The sequence below is a fragment of the Roseateles sp. genome (assembly GCF_019237615.1).
Classification (GTDB): Bacteria; Pseudomonadota; Gammaproteobacteria; order Burkholderiales; family Burkholderiaceae_C; genus Pelomonas.
In genome coordinates, this window is record NZ_JAFAGT010000078.1 from 1 (window position 1) to 18186 (window position 18186).

Genomic DNA, 18186 nt, shown 5'->3' on the forward strand with positions numbered 1-18186 from the left:
CTCGAAACGCTGCGTCAGCATCATGTTCAGGCAGGTGACGTTGAGCCCGCTGCCCGTGAGGAAGAGCGCCAGCCCCCAGTACATGAGCCCGACGGTACCGCCCGCGATACAGGCGCAGCCGATCACCTGCAGCACCATGCCACCCACGAACAGGTTGCGGTTGCTCAGGAAGCGCCCGCCCAGGTAACCCCCGAACAGGTGCAGCCCGTAGTTGAAGGCGCCGAACAGGCCCATCATCAGTGCCGCGCCGTCGTTGCTGAAGCCCATGCGGCGGGTGGCGTAAAGCACCAGCGTGGACTGCAGCACCGCGAAGCCCAGCGTCGCGAAAACCTGGATCATGAAGAGCACGGCAGACCCTTCGGGAATGCGTGCCTGGAGCTGTCGGAGTCGGTTCATGGGGCGGCGATTGTCCAGGCGCGGTCGCGCCGCGGGCCCGGGAGTCATCCCTGGGAGATGATCGCGGCCCGTCCGCGCCGATTGCGCCATGACCACCCGCCTGGACCTCGTGCATGCCTACCTGGCCGCCTACGCCGGGCGCGACCTCGCCGCCATCGCGCCGATGCTGGCCGAGGGCGTCGTGCTGCGCGACTGGAAGATCCGCGTCGTGGGCAAGGCCGCGGCGCTGGCCGAGACGCGCCGCCACTTCGACGCCGCAGAGCAGCTGCGGATCGACGTGTTGGCGGCCTACGAGCGCGAAGGCGGCGTGGCGGCCGAACTGCGCATCATCGTTGACGGGCGAGACACCCTCTTCGTCGTGGACGTGTTCGACATCGACGCGGACGGCCGCATCTCGGCCATCCGCGCCTACATCGGCCGCGGCGATCAGGAGGAGGGTGCGGCGGCCGGCCTGAACGAGCGATAGACCCCGCCCCGCTCCGGCCTGCTCAGCACCAACTGCCAGAGCTGGCCTTGGCGCGAGCGAAAGAAGCCCGCGCAGCTCAGCAGGTAGTAGCGGAACATGCGGCGGAAGGCTGCGTCGTAGCGGGCGCTGAGCCGCGGCCAGGCGGCCTCGAAGCGCTCGGCCCAGCACATCAGCGTGCGGTCGTAGTCGAGGCCGAAGTTGTGCCAGTCCTCGATGATGAAGCAGCCCTCCAGCGCGCCGCCCAGCTCTGCGGGGGAGGGCAGCTTGCCGTTGGGGAAGATGTAGCGCTCTATCCAGGGGTCGGTGTGCGGCGTGCGGCGGTCCACGCCTATGGTGTGCAGCAGGAACAGGCCCGCGGGTGCCAGCAGGCGGCGCGCGGTGTCGAAGTAGGTGGCGTAGTTCTTCAGCCCCACATGCTCGAACATGCCCACCGACACGATCTTGTCGAAGCGGCCCCGTAGCGAGCGGTAGTCCTGCAGCAGCAGCGTGATTGGCAGACCGGCGCAGCGCTGCTCGGCGAGCGCCAGCTGCTCCTTGCTGATGGTCACGCCGGTGACCGCCACGCCATGCCGCTCGGCTGCGTAGCGGGCCAGTCCGCCCCAGCCGCAGCCGATGTCCAGCAGCGTCTCGCCGGGTCGCAGCTCCAGCTTGCGGCAGATCATCGCGAGCTTGTGCTCCTGGGCCTGTTCCAGGTCTTGCGCATGCTCCCAGTAGCCGCAGGAATAGATCATGCGCGAGTCCAGCATGGCTTCGAAGACGTCGTTGCCGACGTCGTAATGGCGCTCGCCGACCTGATGGGCGCGCGCCACGCTCTGCAGGTTGAACAGGCGCTGGCGCAGGCCTTCCAGCAGCAGCCTTAGCCGCGCCGCGGGGGGCGCCGTGCGGTCGAGGTCGGTGCGCAGCAGGCGCTCGAACAGCAGGTCCAGGCGCTCGCAGTCCCAGTCGCCGTCGACATAGGCCTCGCCTGCGCCAAGAGACCATTGCGTCAGCAGCCGGCGGTACAGGCGCGGGTCGTGCACCCGCATGTCCCAGGGCCGCGTGCCGTTGAAGCGCACGTCGGCGCGCGCCAGCAGCTGGCTCAGCACGGCCGGCGGTTCGACGTTGAGGGCGGGCAGGGACAACATGCGTGGCGTTCTCGAAGCTGTGCCCAAGTTTGCCCGCGCCGCACGGCCCTGTCGTCTCAAGTCGTCAATGCCCCCGATAGCGGCAGTGCATCGGCGGTCAGGCAGCGCGAGTCGTCCTAGAACGACGCCCATTCATGGTCGGCTGCCGCGGCGGTGGCGGGGGCGTCCTGTGCGAGCAGGGGGGCGGGGCTGGCCCTGGCAACGATGGCTGCGGGTCGTGGCGCGGAGCCCCTGGCCGGCCGCGGTGCCGCGTCCAGCTTGAAGGCCGCCACAGCCTCGGCCAGCTGGCCGGCCTGCACGCGCAGGCTCTCGGCCGCGGCGGCGCTCTCCTCCACCAGGGCGGCGTTCTGCTGGGTGACCTGGTCGAGCTGGCTGACGGCCTCGCCGATCTCGCCCAGGCCCTTGCTCTGCTCGCTGCTGGCGGCGCTGATCTCGCTGATCAGGTCGGCCACGCGGCGGACCTGGCCGACGACCTCGTCCATGGTGCGCCCCGCCTCGCCGACCAGGGCGTTGCCGGCCTGCACGCGCTCGACGCTGGCGCCGATCAGTGTCTTGATCTCGCGCGCCGCGGCGGCGCTGCGCTGCGCCAGGGTCCGTACCTCGCCGGCCACGACGGCGAAGCCGCGGCCCTGCTCGCCGGCGCGCGCGGCCTCCACCGCGGCGTTCAGTGCCAGGATGTTGGTCTGGAAGGCGATGCCGTCTATGGTGCCGATGATGTCGACGATCTTCTTGGAGCTGGCCGTGATCTGCTCCATCGTGTCGACGACCTGGCCCATGATCTGGCCACCGCTGCTGGCGACGCCGGCCGCGCTGTCGGCCAGCTGGGCGGCCTGGCGCGCGGTGTCGGTGTTGTGCCTGACGGTGGCGCTCAGCTCCTCCATCGACGCGGCTGTTTCCTGCAGGTTGCTGGCCTGTTGCTCGGTACGCTGGCTGAGGTCGGCATTGCCCTGCGCAATCTGGCCGCTGGCGGTGGCGACGCTGTCGGCGTTGCCGCGCACCGCGCCGACGATGCCGACGAGGGCATCGTTCATGCGCTGCAGCGCGCCGAGCAACTGGCCGGGCTCGTCGCGGCGCTGGGTGGTCAGCTTCAGGCGCAAGTCGCCCGTGGCGACGGTCTCGGCCGCATCAACGGCCTGCCGGATGGGAATCACCACCGAGCGCGTGATCAGCAGGGCCAGCGTCGCGCCGATGGCGATGGCGGCAGCGGCGGCGACGAGCATCGCGACGGCCGCGAAGTTCACCAGGCGGTCGGCGCTCTTGGCCGAGGACTGCATCAGCTCCTTCTGGAAGTCGATCAGGCCTTCGAGCGCCGTCAAGTAGCGCTGCTGCAGCGGCCGGGTCTCGCCGAGCAGCAGGTCGCGCGCGGCGTCGGCCTCACCCTTCAGGCCCAAGCCCAGCACGCGCTGCACCGACGCGTTGTAGGGCGGTCGCGCCTCGGTCACCTTGGCCAGCAGGTCGCGACCCTGGTCGGACCGGATCGAGGCTTCCAGCGTCTGCAGCAGTGCGGCGTTGCGCGAGCGCGCCTCCTCGATGGTGGCGATCTCCTTCTGCTGGGCCGCCGCGTCGTGCAGCAGCGCGACGTTGCGCACCGCGCGGGCGATGCGGTTGAGGTTGTCCTTGATCGTATGCAGCTGCTCGACCTTGACGAGGCGGTCCTCGACCATCAGCGTGAGCTCGTCGTTGACGCGCTCGAGCTGGCTGCGGGCATACAGTGCCAGCAGCACGCTGAAGGCGATCGAGATGGCAAAGGCCAATCCCAGGCGCAGGCCGATGCGCAGGTCGGTGAGCAATCTCATCTGTTTCCCTCCCTGTGACGTGATGCCCCCGCAGGGTTGTCGCCGCCTCGCCGTTGTGGCGACGCAAGTCTGTGCCATTCTGTTGGCGTGGCGCAAGACCCTGGCTGCGTTTGAGCCACGGACGGCGATGGAGTGCGGGCATGGGAATCGAGACGAATCTGAGCGAGAGGGTGCTGGCTCTGGTGGTGCAGCCGCCCGAACCCGGCTGCACACCGAGCCCGCGGCCGCGCGACGCTGCGGTGCGCGCCATCGATGGTGCGGCGGGCAAGGCGGCGCTGGCCGCCGGCACCCTGGCGCTGCCACCGGGCCCGCTGGGCTGGGCCACCATCGCGCCGGAGATGCTGGCCGTCTGGCACATCCAGCGCCAACTGGTCGCTGACATCGCTGCCCTCTATGGCCGCAGCGCCGAGCTGGGCCCGGCGCAGATGCTGTGGTGCCTGTTCCGCCACACGGCCGCGCAGGCGCTGCGCGACCTGGGCGTGCGCGTCGGCGAGCGCGTCATCGTGCGCCCGGCTGCCCAGGCGCTGCTGCAGCGCGCGGCCGAGGCGGTCGGCATCCACCTGGGCCGCAAGGCGGCCAGCCGGGCGCTGTCGCGCTGGGTGCCGCTGGTGGGCGCGGCGGGCGTGGGCGCCTATGCCTGGTGGGACACGCGCCAGGTCGGCCGCGCGGCGCTGCAGCTGTTCGAGCGTGAGCAGGTGATCGACAACCCTGTGTAACTTGTGCATCAGGCCGCTTCATACTCGGCCGATGCAGTTGCCGCCCATCCTCGACATCGAAGCCTCGGGCCTGGGCCGCGGCAGCTACCCCATCGAGGTGGGCTTCGTGGCAGCGGACGGCGACCTGTTCTGCGGCCTCGTGCGGCCGGAGCCCGACTGGCTGCATTGGGACCCCGCCGCCGAGGCCTTGCACGGCATCAGCCGCGAGCTGCTGCGACGCCACGGCCGCAGCGCCGCCTGGATGGCCGAGCAGCTCAATGAGCGTCTGGCCGGCCAGACCGTCTACTGCGATGGCTGGGGCCAGGACTACTCCTGGCTGGCGCGGCTCTTCGATGCCGCGGGCCGGAGGCAGAGCTTCCGGCTGGATGACCTGCGCCGGCTGCTCAGCGAGGCAGAGGCGCAGCGCTGGCGCGGTGTCACCGAGGCCGTGCGTCTGCGCGAGCAGCTCACCCGCCACCGCGCCAGCAGCGACGCGCGCGTGCTGCAGCTGGCCTTGGGCGAGATCAAGAACTAGGACAGGAACAGTCCGGCCTGCTGCTCGCGCAGCAGTTTCTTCTGCACCTTGCCCATCGCATTGCGCGGCAGCTCGGTCGTGACGATGACGCGCTTGGGCACCTTGAAGCCGGCGATGCGGGCCTTGAGCGTGCGGATCAGCACCTCGGGGTCGGGTCGGTCGGCTCCGCGCGGCGTGACGACGGCGACGACGGCCTCGCCGAAGTCCGGATGCGGCACGCCGATGACGGCCGACTCGCCGACGCCGGGCAGCTCGTTCAGCAGGCCCTCGATCTCGGCCGGGTAGACGTTGAAGCCGCCACTGATGATGAGGTCCTTGCTGCGGCCGATCAGCGTCAGATAGCCGTTGGCGCCCACGCGGCCGACGTCCCCGGTCTTGAACCAGCCGTCGGCCGTGAACTCCTCGGCCGTCTTCTCCGGCATCTGCCAGTAGCCGGCAAAGACGCTGGGCCCGCGCACCTGCACATGGCCGATCTCGTCCGTGGGGCAGGGGCCGCCGTCGTCGCGCACGATGCGCAGCCCGACGCCCGGCAGCGCCGGGCCGACGGTGCCGCCTATGCGTCGGCCCTGCTCGCCGTCCCCGGGCCTGCAGGGGTTGGAGGTCAGCATCAGCGTCTCGCTCATGCCGTAGCGCTCCAGGATCATGTGACCGGTGCGGGCTTGCCAGTCACGCCAGGTCTCGATGAGCAGCGGCGCCGAGCCGCTGATGAAGAGGCGCATGCGACCGCAGTCCAGCGCCTTCTCCTGCAGCAGCCGCACGTAGAGCGTCGGCACACCCATGAAGACGCTGGCCTCGGGCAGGCGGCGGGCCACGGCGGCGGCGTCGAAGCGGTTGAACCAAAGCATGCGACTGCCGTTCAGGAGCGCACCATGCGAGGCGACGAAGAGGCCGTGCACGTGGAAGATGGGCAGCGCGTGCAGCAGCACGTCATCGGGCTGCCAGTCCCAGAAGCCCTTCAGCGTCTGCGCGTTGCTCAGCAGGTTGCCGTGGCTGAGCATGGCGCCCTTGCTGCGCCCGGTGGTGCCGCTGGTGTAGAGGATGGCGGCCAGGTCGCCGCTGGCGCGCGCCACGGGCTCGTGCATGTCGCTCATCTGCATGGCGCGGTCCAGCAGCGTGCCGCTGCGGTCGTCGTTGAGCGTGAAGACCCAGCGCACGCCGCGCTGGAAGGCCAGCTTGCTGACCCAGCCGAAGTTCCGGCCCGCGCAGACGACGACGCCCGGCGCCGCATCGCCGATGAAATGCTCAAGTTCGCCGGCCTGGTAGGCCGGGTTCAGCGGCAGGTAGACGAAGCCGGCGCGCAGCACGGCGAGGTAGAGGAGCAGCGCCTCGACGCTCTTGTCCGTGTGCGCGGCGATGCGGCTGCCGGCCGGCAGGTCGAGTCGCTCCAGCCAGTTGGCCAGCATCGCGCTGCCGCGCTCCAGGTCGCGCCAGCTGTAGAGGGCGCCTTCGGCATCGATGGCGGTCGCGTCGAGGTCGGCCGGGAAGCCGGCGCGCAGGGCGGTGTAGAGGTTCATGACCGCGCGATTATCAAAGCCGGCGGCACGGCGTCCCCTCGGGGGACCACCCAAGGTACTCCCTGGGCGAGGGGCCCTCAGTTCTGCTCGGGCAGCTTCAGCCAGCGCTGCAGCCGCGTGCGCAGCGCGACGAAGTCCAGCGGCTTGGTCAGGTGCTCGTCCATGCCGGCCTCCAGGCTGGCCGCCACGTCGGCGTCCAGCGCGTGCGCCGTCAGCGCGAGGATGGGGAAGGCCGGCAGCCGTCCCTCGCGCTGCAGTGCGCGGATGCGGCGGGCGCATTCCAGGCCATCCATGCCGGGCATCTGGATATCCATCAGCACCAGATCAGGGGCGGCGGCGGCGCAGGCCGCCAGGGCTTCGATGCCGTTGCGGGCCAGGCGGGCCTGTACGCCCATCAGCGCAAGGAACTCCAGCGCGACGACCTGGTTGATGTGGTTGTCCTCGACAAGCAGAACTTGGGCCTGGCGCAGGCCCGGCGAGATTCCACCCTCGCCCGGTTCCGGCATGTCGACGCCGGCACCCTGGGCGGCGGCGTTCAGCCAGAACGGAACCAGCACCGGTGCTGGTTCGGGCAACCTCAACTTGTCCATCCCATGTCCTTGATCAGTTTGTTCTTCTACTCTGGCCCCGCATGGACCGTGAGCCATTGTTGCCGCAGCCGCAGCCCCGCGCAACCCACGAGCCTTCACAAAGCCGTTGAGTCGCGGTCGGTCGCCGATGCCGATCGACAGCCTGGCGGCCGTGTGTGCTGACAGTTTTCGTCAACCCGCGTCCCTACACTGCTTGCCTTCGTCGTTTTGGCCCCCTACCCAGCAATGTCTGACGGTCTGATCCGCATCCGAGGCGCTCGGCAGCACAACCTCAAGAACCTCGACCTGGATCTGCGCACCGCGGAGCTGACCGTCGTGACCGGGCCCAGTGGCTCGGGCAAGTCCAGCCTGGTGTTCGACACCCTCTATGCCGAGGGCCAGCGCCGCTATGTGGAGACCTTCTCGGCCTACGCGCGCCAGTTCCTGGATCGCATGGACCGCCCCGCCGTCGACAAGGTGGACGGCGTGCCCCCGGCCATCGCCATCGACCAGACCAATCCCGTGCGTACCAGCCGCTCCACGGTGGGCACGATGACGGAGCTGAATGACCATCTGAAGCTGCTTTATGCGCGCGCGGCCGAGTTGTTCGATCGCAAGACGGCGCTGCCGGTCAGGCATGACACGGCGCAGAGCATTTATGCGGAGCTGATGGCCAGGACCGCGGCCGAGGACCCCAGGCTGGTGCTCAGCTTCCCCGTCGAGCTGCCCGCCAACACGACGGCCGAGCAGGTGCAGCAGTGGCTGTCCGCAAGCGGCTTCACACGCGTGCAGGGCGAGCGCGAGGTGGAGGGCAAGAAAGTGCTGGACGTGGTGGCCGACCGCTTCCGCATCCAGGGGGCCGACAGACAGCGTGCGATGGAGGCCATCGAGCTGGGCCTGAAGCGCGGTGGCGGCCGGGTGAATGTTCACGTCGGTGACGATGGCGCCACGCTCTGGCGTTTTTCCACCGGCCTTCATTGCCCTGAAAGCGACATCCGCTACGCCGACCCGCAGCCGGCGCTGTTTTCCTTCAACTCGGCCTTCGGCGCCTGCGACAGCTGCCGCGGCTTCGGCCGCGTCATCGGCGTGGACCTGGGGCTGGTCATCCCCGACGAGCGCAAGACCTTGCGCAACGGCGCCATCAAGCCCATGCAGACGCCGGCCTGGAAGGACTGCCAGGAGGACCTGCTGAGGTACGCCGGCGAGGCCGGCATCCCGCGCGATACGCCGTGGAAGGAGCTGAGCCAGGCCCAGCGCGAATGGGTCATCGCCGGCACGCCGAACTGGAGCGGCAACTGGAACAAGCAGTGGTACGGGGTCAAGCGCTTCTTCGACTACCTGGAGAGCAAGGCCTACAAGATGCACATCCGCGTGCTCTTGTCCAAGTACCGCAGCTACACCGAATGCCCGGCCTGCCGTGGCGCTCGGCTCAAGACCGAGGCACTGTTGTGGCGCGTAGGCAGCAAGACCCTGGCCGATGCCGCGCTGCCAGCCGCGCAGCGCTTCCTGCCGGTCGGCGTGGACTGGAGCCGCGAGCAGCTGGAGACGCTGCCGGGCCTTTCCCTGCACGACCTGATGCAGTTGCCCATCCAGCGCCTGCGTGACTTTGTCGACGGCCTGCAACTGCCCAGCACGATGCTGGATGAGGCGCTGAAGCTGCTGCTGGACGAGATCCGCCACCGCAGCCGCTACCTCTGCGACGTGGGCCTGGGCTATCTGACGCTGGATCGCCAGAGCCGCACGCTGTCCGGCGGCGAGGTGCAGCGCATCAACCTGACGACGGCGCTGGGCACCTCGCTGGTCAACACGCTGTTCGTCTTGGACGAGCCCAGCATCGGCCTGCACCCGCGCGACATGGGCCGCATCAACCAGGCCATGCTGCGCCTGCGCGACGCCGGCAACACGCTGGTCGTCGTCGAGCACGACCCGGCCGTCATGCTGGCCGCGGACCGCCTCATCGACATGGGCCCAGGCCCCGGCGAGCGCGGCGGCCAGATCGTCTTCGACGGCACGCCCGAGCAGATCCGCGCGGCCGACACGCTGACTGGCGCCTACCTGGGCGCGCGCAAGCATGTGGGCATGGGGCTGAAGCGCCCCGTCGAGGAGGGCACGCCCAGGCTCCTTCTCGAGGGCGTGCGCGAGCACAACCTGAAAGGCGTGTCGGTCGAGTTCCCGCTGCAGCGCCTGGTGGTCGTCACCGGCGTGTCCGGCTCGGGCAAGAGCACGCTGATGCAGGACGTGCTCTACCCGGCCCTGGCCCGCCAGTTCGGCAAGGCCACCGAGGCGCCCGGCGCGCACGAGCGCCTGCTGGGTGCGGACCACCTGGCCGATGCGGTCTTCGTCGACCAGTCGCCCATCGGCAAGACGGCGCGCTCCAACCCGGCCAGCTACGTCGGCGCCTTCGACGAGATCCGCAAGCTGTTCGCCGATGCGCCGCTGGCCGTCGAGCGCAGCTACAGCGCCGGCATGTTCAGCTTCAATGCCGGCGACGGCCGCTGCCCCACCTGCGGCGGCTCGGGCTTCGAGCATGTGGAGATGCAGTTCCTCAGCGATGTCTACCTGCGCTGCCCGGACTGCGACGGCAAGCGCTTCCGCGCCGAGATGCTGGATGTCAAGCTGGCGCTGAAGGATCGCGACCTGAGCGTTTCCGACGTGCTGGAACTGACGGTCGCCGAGGCCGTGAACCTGTTCGGCGACTACCGCGCCGTGGTGACCAAGCTGCAGCCCATCGTCGACGTGGGCCTGGAATACGTGCGCCTGGGCCAGCCGGTGCCGACGCTGTCCGGCGGCGAGGCCCAGCGTCTCAAGCTCGCCGGCTTCCTCGCCGAGGCCGCGAGCAACCCGCGCTTCGGTGTCGCCAAGAAGGGTACGCTGTTCCTGTTCGACGAGCCGACCACGGGCCTGCACTTCGACGACATCGCCAAGCTGATGCGCGCGATGCGCAAGCTGCTGAGCGCCGGCCACTCGCTCATCCTCATCGAGCACAACCTCGACGTGATCCGTGCGGCCGACTGGCTCATCGACCTCGGCCCGGAGGGCGGCGAGGGCGGTGGCGAGCTGGTCTGCGTCGGCACGCCCGAGGCCGTGGCCCAGCACCCGACCTCGCACACGGCCGCGGCGCTGCGCGACTACGCACTGCACATGGACCGCCCGGCCGTCGTCGTGGAAGAGGGCCGGCCGCTGCAGTCCATCGTGCGCGCGCGTCGCGCAGCCGACGAGGCCATCAAGATCGTCAACGCCCGCGAGCACAACCTCAAGGGCATGAGCGTCGACATCCCGCGCGGCAAGTTCAATGTCGTGACGGGCGTGTCGGGCTCGGGCAAGTCCACGCTGGCCTTCGACATCCTGTTCAACGAAGGCCAGCGCCGCTACCTCGAATCGCTGAACGCCTACGCCCGCAGCATCGTGCAGCCGGCGGGCCGGCCCGAGGTGGATGCGGTCTGGGGCATTCCTCCCACGGTCGCCATCGAGCAGCGCCTGAGCCGCGGCGGCCGCAAGAGCACGGTCGCGACGACGACCGAGGTCTGGCATTTCCTGCGCCTGCTGTACGTGAAGCTGGGCGTGCAGCACTGCGTCAACGACGGCGCGCCGGTGCGGCCACAGAGCGTGGAGTCCATCGCTGCCCAGCTGATGCGCGACTACCGCGGCCAGCATGTGGGCCTGCTGGCGCCGCTGGTGGTCAACCGCAAGGGCGTCTACACCGACCTCGCCAAGTGGGCCAAGGGCCGCGGCCACACCCATCTGCGCGTGGACGGCGAGTTCCTGCCGACATCGCCCTGGCCGCGCATCGACCGCTTCAAGGAGCACACGCTGGAGCTGCCCGTCGGCGACCTCGTCATCGAGCCCGAGCGCGAGGCCGAACTGCGCGAGCTGCTCGCCAAGGCGCTGGACGCCGGCAAGGGCGTGCTGCACCTGCTGGCGCCGCTGGATGGATTGAGCCTGGAAGACGGTGCGACCGGCGCCGGTGTCGGCACGGTCAAGGTCTTCTCCACCAAGCGCGCCTGCCCGGTCTGCGGCACCAGCTATCCCGAGCTGGACCCGCGACTGTTCTCCTACAACTCCAAGCATGGCTGGTGCACCAGCTGCGTGGGCACGGGCCTGAGCCTGACGCGCGAGCAGCGCAAGGCGCTGGACGACAGCGTGCAGGCCGACGACAACCGCGGCCGCGAGCAGAGCTTCCCATCGGAGGAGGCCGAGGTCGAGGGGCTGACCGACGCCGTTTGCCCCGACTGCCACGGCACCCGACTGAACCCGACCGCGCGCTCTGTCGAGTTCGAGGACAAGGGCATTGGCGACGTCGCCGCCTGGAGCGTGGGCGAGGCGCGCGAATGGGTGCAGGGCCTGCGCCTCGAAGGCCGAGATGCCGACATCGCCCGCGACGTCGTCAGCGAGATCCTGGGCCGGCTGGAGTTCCTCGAAGAGGTCGGCCTGGGCTATCTGACGCTGGACCGCGCCGCGCCCACGTTGTCGGGCGGCGAGGCCCAGCGCATCCGCCTTGCCGCCCAGCTCGGCAGCAATCTGCAGGGTGTCTGCTATGTGCTGGACGAGCCCACCATAGGCCTGCATCCGCGCGACAACCAGATCCTGCTGAAGGCTCTGGCAACGCTGGGCGACAAGGGCAACACGCTGGTGGTGGTCGAGCACGACGAGGACACGATCCGTCGCGCCGACCACATCATCGACATCGGCCCCGGCGCCGGCAAGCGCGGTGGCCGCGTCGTGGCCCAGGGCACGGCGGCCGAGCTGGCGTTGCAGCCGGAATCGACGACGGGCCGCATGCTGGCCAGGCCGTTGATCCACCCGCTGCAGCCGCGCCGTTCGATCGACCGCGAAGCGCCCAAGCTGACGGTGCTGAACGCGGCGTTGCACAACCTCAAGGGCGTGACGGTGGATGTGCCGCTGTACCGCCTGGTGGCCGTGACGGGCGTGTCGGGCTCCGGCAAATCCACGCTGGCGCGCGACGTGCTGCTGGCCAACATGGCCGTGGCCGTGCCGTTGAGGAAGGCGCCCGCGACGTGGGCGGGTTGCGACGGCATCGCTGGCCATGCGCAGGTGGACCGGGTCCTGGAGGTCGACCAGACACCCATAGGCAAGACGCCGCGCTCCTGCCCGGCCACCTACATCGGCTTCTGGGACGCCATCCGCAAGCTGTTCGCCGAGACGCTGGAGTCCAAGGCGCGCGGCTACGCGCCGGGGCGCTTCAGCTTCAACACCGGCGAGGGCCGCTGCCCCGGCTGCGAAGGCCAAGGCATGAAGACCATAGAGATGAGCTTCCTGCCCGATGTGAAGGTGCCCTGCGACCAATGCCACGGCCAGCGCTTCAATCCCGAGACGCTGGGCGTCAGCTGGCGCGGCAAGAGCATCGGCGATGTGCTGGCCATGGAGGTCGACGAGGCGGTCGAGTTCTTTGCGTCCATGCCGTCCATCGCGCATCCGCTGCAGCTGCTGAAGGACGTGGGCCTGGGCTATCTGACGCTGGGCCAGCCGTCGCCGACACTGTCGGGGGGCGAGGCCCAGCGCATCAAGCTGGTGTCCGAACTCGTCAAGGTGCGTGACGACGTGACGCGCCGCGGCCAGAAGGCGCCCCACACGCTCTATGTGCTGGACGAACCGACGGTGGGCCTGCACATGGCGGACGTGGAGAAGCTGATCCGTGTCTTGCACCGCCTGGTGGCGGGCGGGCATTCGGTCGTCGTCATCGAGCATGACCTGGACGTCATCGCCGAGGCGGACTGGGTGCTGGACCTGGGGCCGGAGGGCGGGGATGCGGGGGGGCGTGTCGTTGTCGCGGGCACGCCTGAGCAGGTGGTGGCCGGCGGCAGCCACACCGGCGTGGCGCTCAAGCCGGTGCTCGCCAGGACGGCGGTGTGAGGACGCTGCGGGTGTGACGAGTGGGGGAGGCGGTGTGGGTTCCCTAGAATTCGCCGCCCCTAACCCTAGGGGGCGAATTCAGGAGACCCCCCTTGAAGCCCGTGACCTTCGCTGCCGTCGGCAGCCTGGCCCTTGCCCTGGCCTTGTCGGCCGCCCTGCCGTTGCAGGCGCAAACGCCCGCCGCCGCCGTTCCCTCGCTGGAGCAGATCTTCCGCGCCGAGCCCTATCGCAGCGAGCCGGCCAAGGATGCCGCCTTCAGCCGCAGCGGCCGCTACCTCGCCTACCTCTGGAGCCCCTTCGGCGAGCCCGGCACCGACCTCTGGGTGCATGACACCAAGACCGGCAAGACCCAGCGCGTCACCTCGCCGCAGGTGATGGCCGCCTTCGAGGCGCCCGAGGATATGGAGCGCTTCGACAAGAAGCTAAAGCAACGCCAGGCCGAGTACGCAGAGCGCCAGGCCCGCGAGGTCGCGCAGCAGGCCTATCTGCGCGGCGAGAAGGTCGACCTCTCGCAGTGGGAAACCACCGCCATCGAGACCTTGAAGAAGGAGCTGGCCGAGAAGAAGGCCAAGGACGACGCGCAGAAGGCCGCCGACAAGGCCGATGCCGATGCGGAGAAGTACGCCGCCGCCGTGCTGGCCGCCCAGCGCGCCGGCAAGCCTGCTCCGGCCCCGGCGGCCGCGGCCTCTGCGGCAGAGAAGAAGGACGACAAGGAGAAGGAGCTGTGGGAGCTGCGTGACGAGCTGAAGAAGAAGCTCGCCCGCGACAAGCTCAAGCCCGCCGACCTCTACCCCGGCCCGGTCCAGTTCGCCTGGGCGCGCAAGGCGGACGAGCTGGTCTTCCAGTACCGCGGCGGCCTCTACCGCTGGAAGGCGGACGACAAGGCGCCCACACCGCTGGTTGCCACGCAGCGCGAGCTGCGCCTGGTGGGCTATACGGCCGACGATGGCGGCGTGCTCTACACCGACGAGACCCGCGTGCTGCGCATGGGCTTCAAGCAGGCCGGCGTGCAGGTCGTCAACCGCGAGCTCATCCACCCGGACGACGAGCAGAAGAAGTACAAGATCGACCAGACCGCCGTCAGCGAGGACGGCCGCTGGATGTCGCTGCTGGCCAAGGCGCCGCTGAAGACGGCCGACGACAAGCCCGCGCCGGCCGGCCGCCAGGTCGAGATCATGAGCTACAGCGAGCGCTGGGCCACGGCCAAGAAGGTCAACCGCGAGGTGTCGGACGACAAGCGTACCCAGCCGCCGCTGGCCCTCTACATCCGCCAGGTGCCCGCTGGCGCCGGTGAGGCACCGCGCAAGCAGCCCGCGCCGGTGTTCACGAACGCAGGCGGCGACGTCTGGTTCGAGATGAGCGACGTGGCCTGGGCGCGCGACGGCAGCCGCTATGCGTTCACGACCTGGGAGCGCGACAAGGAGCTGCTGCGCGTCTACCTCGGCAAGGCCGATGAGGCCGCCAAGCCCGAGATGGTGCTGGAGCGCCGCGGCGACGTGGGCCACGAGGTCGTCAACGTTCTCAGGCCGCGCTTCACGCCGGACGGCAAGACGCTGGTGCTCGTCCTCGACGAGTCCGGCTGGCGCCAGCCCTGGGCCATTGACGTGGCCAGCAAGGCGCTGCGCCCGCTCGTCAAGGGCCAGTTCGAGGCCCACCAGATCGCCGGCTTCACGCCCGACAGCAAGGCGCTTTTCGTGCTGGCCAACCAGGGCGACATGGCGGCGATGAACGTGCTGCGCGTCGACATCGCCAGCGGCGCCACCCAGGCCCTGGGTGCAGCCGGTGAGTTCCACCGCGCCGCGGCGTCTTCGGAGGACGGCCGCTGGGTCGCCGCCAACGCAGGCAACTGGGCCCAGCGCCCCGAGCTCAAGCTGCTCTCCGCCGACGCCAAGGCGGCACCGCGCACGCTGACCGACAGCAGCGACAAGGCCTGGGCCGACCTGAAGCTGCTGCAGCCCGAGCGCTTCCACTACACCAACCGCCACGGCGACCGCATCGAGGGCTATGTCTTCAAGCCCGCCGGCTGGCAGGCCAGCGACAAGCGTCCCGCCGTCGTCTACGTCTACGGCGGCCCGCTGAACGACCGCCACATCGTCGAGGTCGACAGCTTCCAGGCCACCGCCTACATGTTCGGCCAGTACATGGCCGCCAAGCATGGCTACGTGACCGTTGCCGTGGACCCGCGCGGCCACAGCAACTACGGCCGCAAGTTCTCCGACGCCAACTGGGAGCGCGCCGGCGAGCCCCAGGCCGAGGACCTGGAAGACCTCGCCAAGTTGCTGCCCCGGCAGTTCGGCGTTGACGCCGGCCGCATCGGCCTGAACGGCTGGAGCTTTGGCGGCTTCCAGACCCAGTACACGATGTACACGCACCCCGACGTGTTCGCCGCCGGCATCGCCGGCGCCGGCCCGACCGAATGGGAGAACTACAACAGCTGGTACAGCGGCCGCACCATCGGCAAGGCCACGGACCGGACCAAGCCCGTGCTGCGCAAGTACTCGCTGCTGCCGCTGGCCAAGGGCTTGAGGAAGCCGCTGCTGCTGGTGCATGGCATGCAGGACCCCAACGTGCTGTACCAGGACACCGTCAACGTCTACCGCGAGCTGCTGGACTCGGGCAAGGAGTCCCTGGTCGAGCTGTTCCTGGACCCGGACGGCGTGCATGCCCTGGGCGGCGTCGTCAAGCCCGCCGGCTGGCATCGCAAATACGAGGCCTTCTGGCTACGCAACCTGGGCCGCGCGGCGCCCTGACCCGGCCCGGCCGGGGCGGCACGTTGCCATGGCGCCGACAGGCCCTAAGCTCTCGGCTATGGTGATCCCGCCCCCGCCGCCCGACGAAGACCGACGCCTCGAACGGCTGGCGGCGCTGTCCATCATGGACAGCGAGCCCGAGCCGCTGTTCGACCACCTGGCCGCGCTGGCCGCGCAGATCTGCGGCACGCCCGTTGCGCTGCTCGGCCTGCTGGACGAGAGGCGCCAGTGGTTCAAGGCCGCCGTCGGCTTCGGCCGCAGCGAGACGCCGCGCGCGCTGACCTTCTGCGCCCACACGCTGCTGGCCGATGGCCTGTTCGAGGTCCAGGATGCGCGGCTGGACGCGCGCTTCGTCGACCACCCCGACGTGCTGGCCAGCCCGCCGCTGCGCTTCTATGCCGGCGTGCCCATTCGCCTGGACGACGGCAGCCATCCCGGCACGCTGTGCGTCGTCGATTTCCGGCCGCGCGAGCTCAGCGAGGCCCAGCGCGAGGCGCTGACCCGTCTGGCCGATGTCGCTGCCGAGGCCTTGATGATGCGCGAGAGGACCCTGCATCGCGCCGACCCGGAGGCCGCCGCCCAACCCTTCGGCGTGCTGGCCGAGACGGCGCCGCTGGGCGTCTTCCGCACCGACGCCCGTGGTCGCTACATCTACACGAATGCGACCTGGCAGCGCCTGTGCGGACTGTCGGCGCAGGCCAGCCTCGGCGAGGGCTGGGCCGAGATACTGGCGCCACAGGACCTGGTCTCGGTGCTGGACCATTGGCAGCGCAGCGTCGCGCAGCGCCAGCCCTTCGAGATGCGCTATCGCCTGCGCCGCGGCGGCGGGTTGCGCCAGGTCTGGGCGCGTGCCCGGCCGCTGCTGGCGCCGGACGGGGCCTTGCGCGGCTTCGTCGGCATCGTCGAGGACGTGACCGACCGCATCAGCACCGAGCGCGAGCTGCGCGACAGCAAGGCCTTGCTGGACCGCACCGGCCGCGTCGCCGGCGTCGGTGGCTGGAGCCTGGACCTGCAGACCGGCGAAGTCATCTGGAGCGACCAGACCTGCCGCATCCACGACGTCGAGCCGGGCCACCGGCCGACGCTGCAGGAGGGCATAGGCTATTACAGGCCCGAGGCCCGACCGCTCATCGAGGCCGCCGTGCAGCGCGCCATCCAGCATGGCGAGCCCTGGAGCCTGGAGCTGCCCATGGTGACCGCACGCGGCCGCGAGATCTGGGTGCTGACCCAGGGCCAGGTCGACTGGCAGGACGGCGTGCCGGTGCGCCTGGTGGGCGCCGTCCAGGACGTCACAGAGCATCACCGTGCCGCCGCCGAGCTGGAGCGCAACCGCCAGCGCCTGCGCGCGCTGTACGAGTCGACGCCGGCGCTGATGCACTCGGTCGACGCCGACGGCCGCGTGCTCAGCGTGTCGGACCGCTGGCTGGAGCGCCTGGGCTACGAGCGCGCCCAGGTCGTCGGCCGTGCCGTGGAGGAGTTCATGACGCCCGAGTCGGCCCGCCGGGTGCGCGAGGTCTACCGTCCGGCGCTGTGGCGCGACGGCCAGGTCGGCGACAGCCCGGTGCAGTTGGTCTGCGCCGACGGCATGCTGCGCGACGTGTTGATCTCGGCCGTGGCCGAGTACACCCCCGAGGGGCAGCCGTTGCGGGCGCTGGCGCTGGTGAACGACATCACCGAGGACCTGCAGCGCCGCGCCGAACTGGCCCACGAGCAGCGCATGCGCCGCCGCACCGAGCGCCATGTGCAGGAACTGGACCAGCTGCTGCGCGAGCGCTCCGAGATGCTGGACGTTCTGGCCCATGAGGTGCGCCAGCCGCTGAACAACGCCAGCGCGGCGCTGCAGAGCGCCGCTGCCAGCCTGGCCGGCCGTGGCGAGCGCCAGGCGCAGGAGCGGCTCACGCGCGCCCAGGCCGTGCTGGGCACCGTGCTGGCCGGTGTCGACAACACGCTGGCCGCCGCCAGCCTGCTCGCCGGCGGCGGCCGCATCACCCGCGAGGACACTGACATCGACACGCTGATCGCCGTGACCATCGCCGACCTGCCGCGCGAGCTGCGCGACCGCGTTGTCGTGAACCGGCACACGGCCACGCGCACGGCGCTGATGGACATGAGCCTGCTGCGGCTTGCGTTGCGCAACCTGCTGTCCAACGCGCTGAAGTACGCGCCCGGCGTCAGCACCGTCACGCTGCATGTGATGGACTTCGACGAGCCACCAGCCCTGCAGCTGGAGGTGGCCGACGCCGGCCCGGGTATCCCGCGCGAGCTGCTGCAGCGGCTGTTCACGCGCGGCGCTCGCGGCAGCGGCGTAACCGAATCGGGGCATGGTCTGGGCCTGTACATCGTGCGCCGCGTTATGGACATGCACGGCGGCAGCGCGGAACTGTTGCGTACCGGCCCATTGGGGACGGTCATGAGGCTGACGCTGCCACAGGCAGACTAGAGCGGACTAGACTGCCGGCGCCCCAAGCTT

The 18186-nt window shown here is 70.0% G+C and carries 11 protein-coding genes; 6 read left to right on the plus strand and 5 right to left on the minus strand.

Translation table 11 applies throughout. The features are described 5' to 3' along the window. Positions 1 to 396 (minus strand): MFS transporter (locus JOY88_RS15525; protein WP_293503535.1); only part of this gene is annotated, 396 nt, incomplete at its 3' end. A gap of 88 nt (positions 397 to 484) precedes the next feature. Here JOY88_RS15525 and JOY88_RS15530 point away from each other — a divergent pair. Beyond that, on the plus strand, positions 485 to 862 hold the full coding sequence (locus JOY88_RS15530; RefSeq protein ID WP_293503536.1) for a nuclear transport factor 2 family protein: 378 nt from the start codon (positions 485 to 487) through the stop codon (positions 860 to 862). On the opposite strand, the gene cfa is transcribed toward JOY88_RS15530, so the two are convergent. Together cfa and JOY88_RS15540 are read right to left on the minus strand one after the other, a co-directional pair. After that, entirely contained in the window at positions 823 to 1986 is a 1164-nt protein-coding gene (gene cfa / locus JOY88_RS15535) for a cyclopropane fatty acyl phospholipid synthase (protein WP_293503537.1), read from the minus strand. The two genes, JOY88_RS15530 and cfa, sit on opposite strands and share 40 nt — an antisense overlap. A gap of 116 nt (positions 1987 to 2102) precedes the next feature. Continuing rightward, positions 2103 to 3782 (minus strand): methyl-accepting chemotaxis protein, encoded by a 1680-nt coding sequence (locus tag JOY88_RS15540; RefSeq protein ID WP_293503538.1) that lies wholly within the window; start codon positions 3780 to 3782, stop codon positions 2103 to 2105. A 140-nt stretch (positions 3783 to 3922) separates the two neighbouring features. Between JOY88_RS15540 and JOY88_RS15545 the strand changes: the two genes are divergently transcribed. Further along, positions 3923 to 4498, plus strand: a complete 576-nt coding sequence (locus JOY88_RS15545) for a hypothetical protein (protein ID WP_293503539.1) — start codon at positions 3923 to 3925, stop codon at positions 4496 to 4498. 31 nt (positions 4499 to 4529) lie between these two features. Further along, entirely contained in the window at positions 4530 to 5012 is a 483-nt protein-coding gene (locus JOY88_RS15550) for a 3'-5' exonuclease (RefSeq protein ID WP_293503540.1), read from the plus strand. On the opposite strand, the gene JOY88_RS15555 is transcribed toward JOY88_RS15550, so the two are convergent. Next, positions 5009 to 6526 carry a malonate--CoA ligase gene (locus JOY88_RS15555; protein WP_293503541.1) on the minus strand — a complete coding sequence of 506 codons (1518 nt, stop codon included), beginning with the start codon at positions 6524 to 6526 and terminating at the stop codon, positions 5009 to 5011. The two genes, JOY88_RS15550 and JOY88_RS15555, sit on opposite strands and share 4 nt — an antisense overlap. Positions 6527 to 6603: 77 nt before the next feature. After that, a complete protein-coding gene (locus JOY88_RS15560) occupies positions 6604 to 7116 on the minus strand; it encodes a response regulator (RefSeq protein WP_293503542.1) in 513 nt (170 codons plus the stop codon). Between the two features lie 225 nt (positions 7117 to 7341). On the opposite strand from JOY88_RS15560, the gene uvrA reads away from it, so the two are divergent. The 3 genes from uvrA to JOY88_RS15575 all read left to right on the plus strand — a co-directional run bounded on the left by uvrA (position 7342) and on the right by JOY88_RS15575 (position 18156). Next, positions 7342 to 12966: an excinuclease ABC subunit UvrA gene (gene uvrA / locus JOY88_RS15565; protein WP_293503543.1), complete on the plus strand. Its 5625-nt coding sequence runs from the start codon at positions 7342 to 7344 to the stop codon at positions 12964 to 12966. Positions 12967 to 13067: 101 nt separating this feature from the next. Then, a complete protein-coding gene (locus JOY88_RS15570; protein WP_293503567.1) occupies positions 13068 to 15716 on the plus strand; it encodes a S9 family peptidase in 2649 nt (882 codons plus the stop codon). Between the two features lie 58 nt (positions 15717 to 15774). Then, positions 15775 to 18156, plus strand: coding sequence for a sensor histidine kinase (locus tag JOY88_RS15575; protein WP_293503544.1), 2382 nt, complete (start codon positions 15775 to 15777; stop codon positions 18154 to 18156). Positions 18157 to 18186 lie beyond the last annotated feature (30 nt).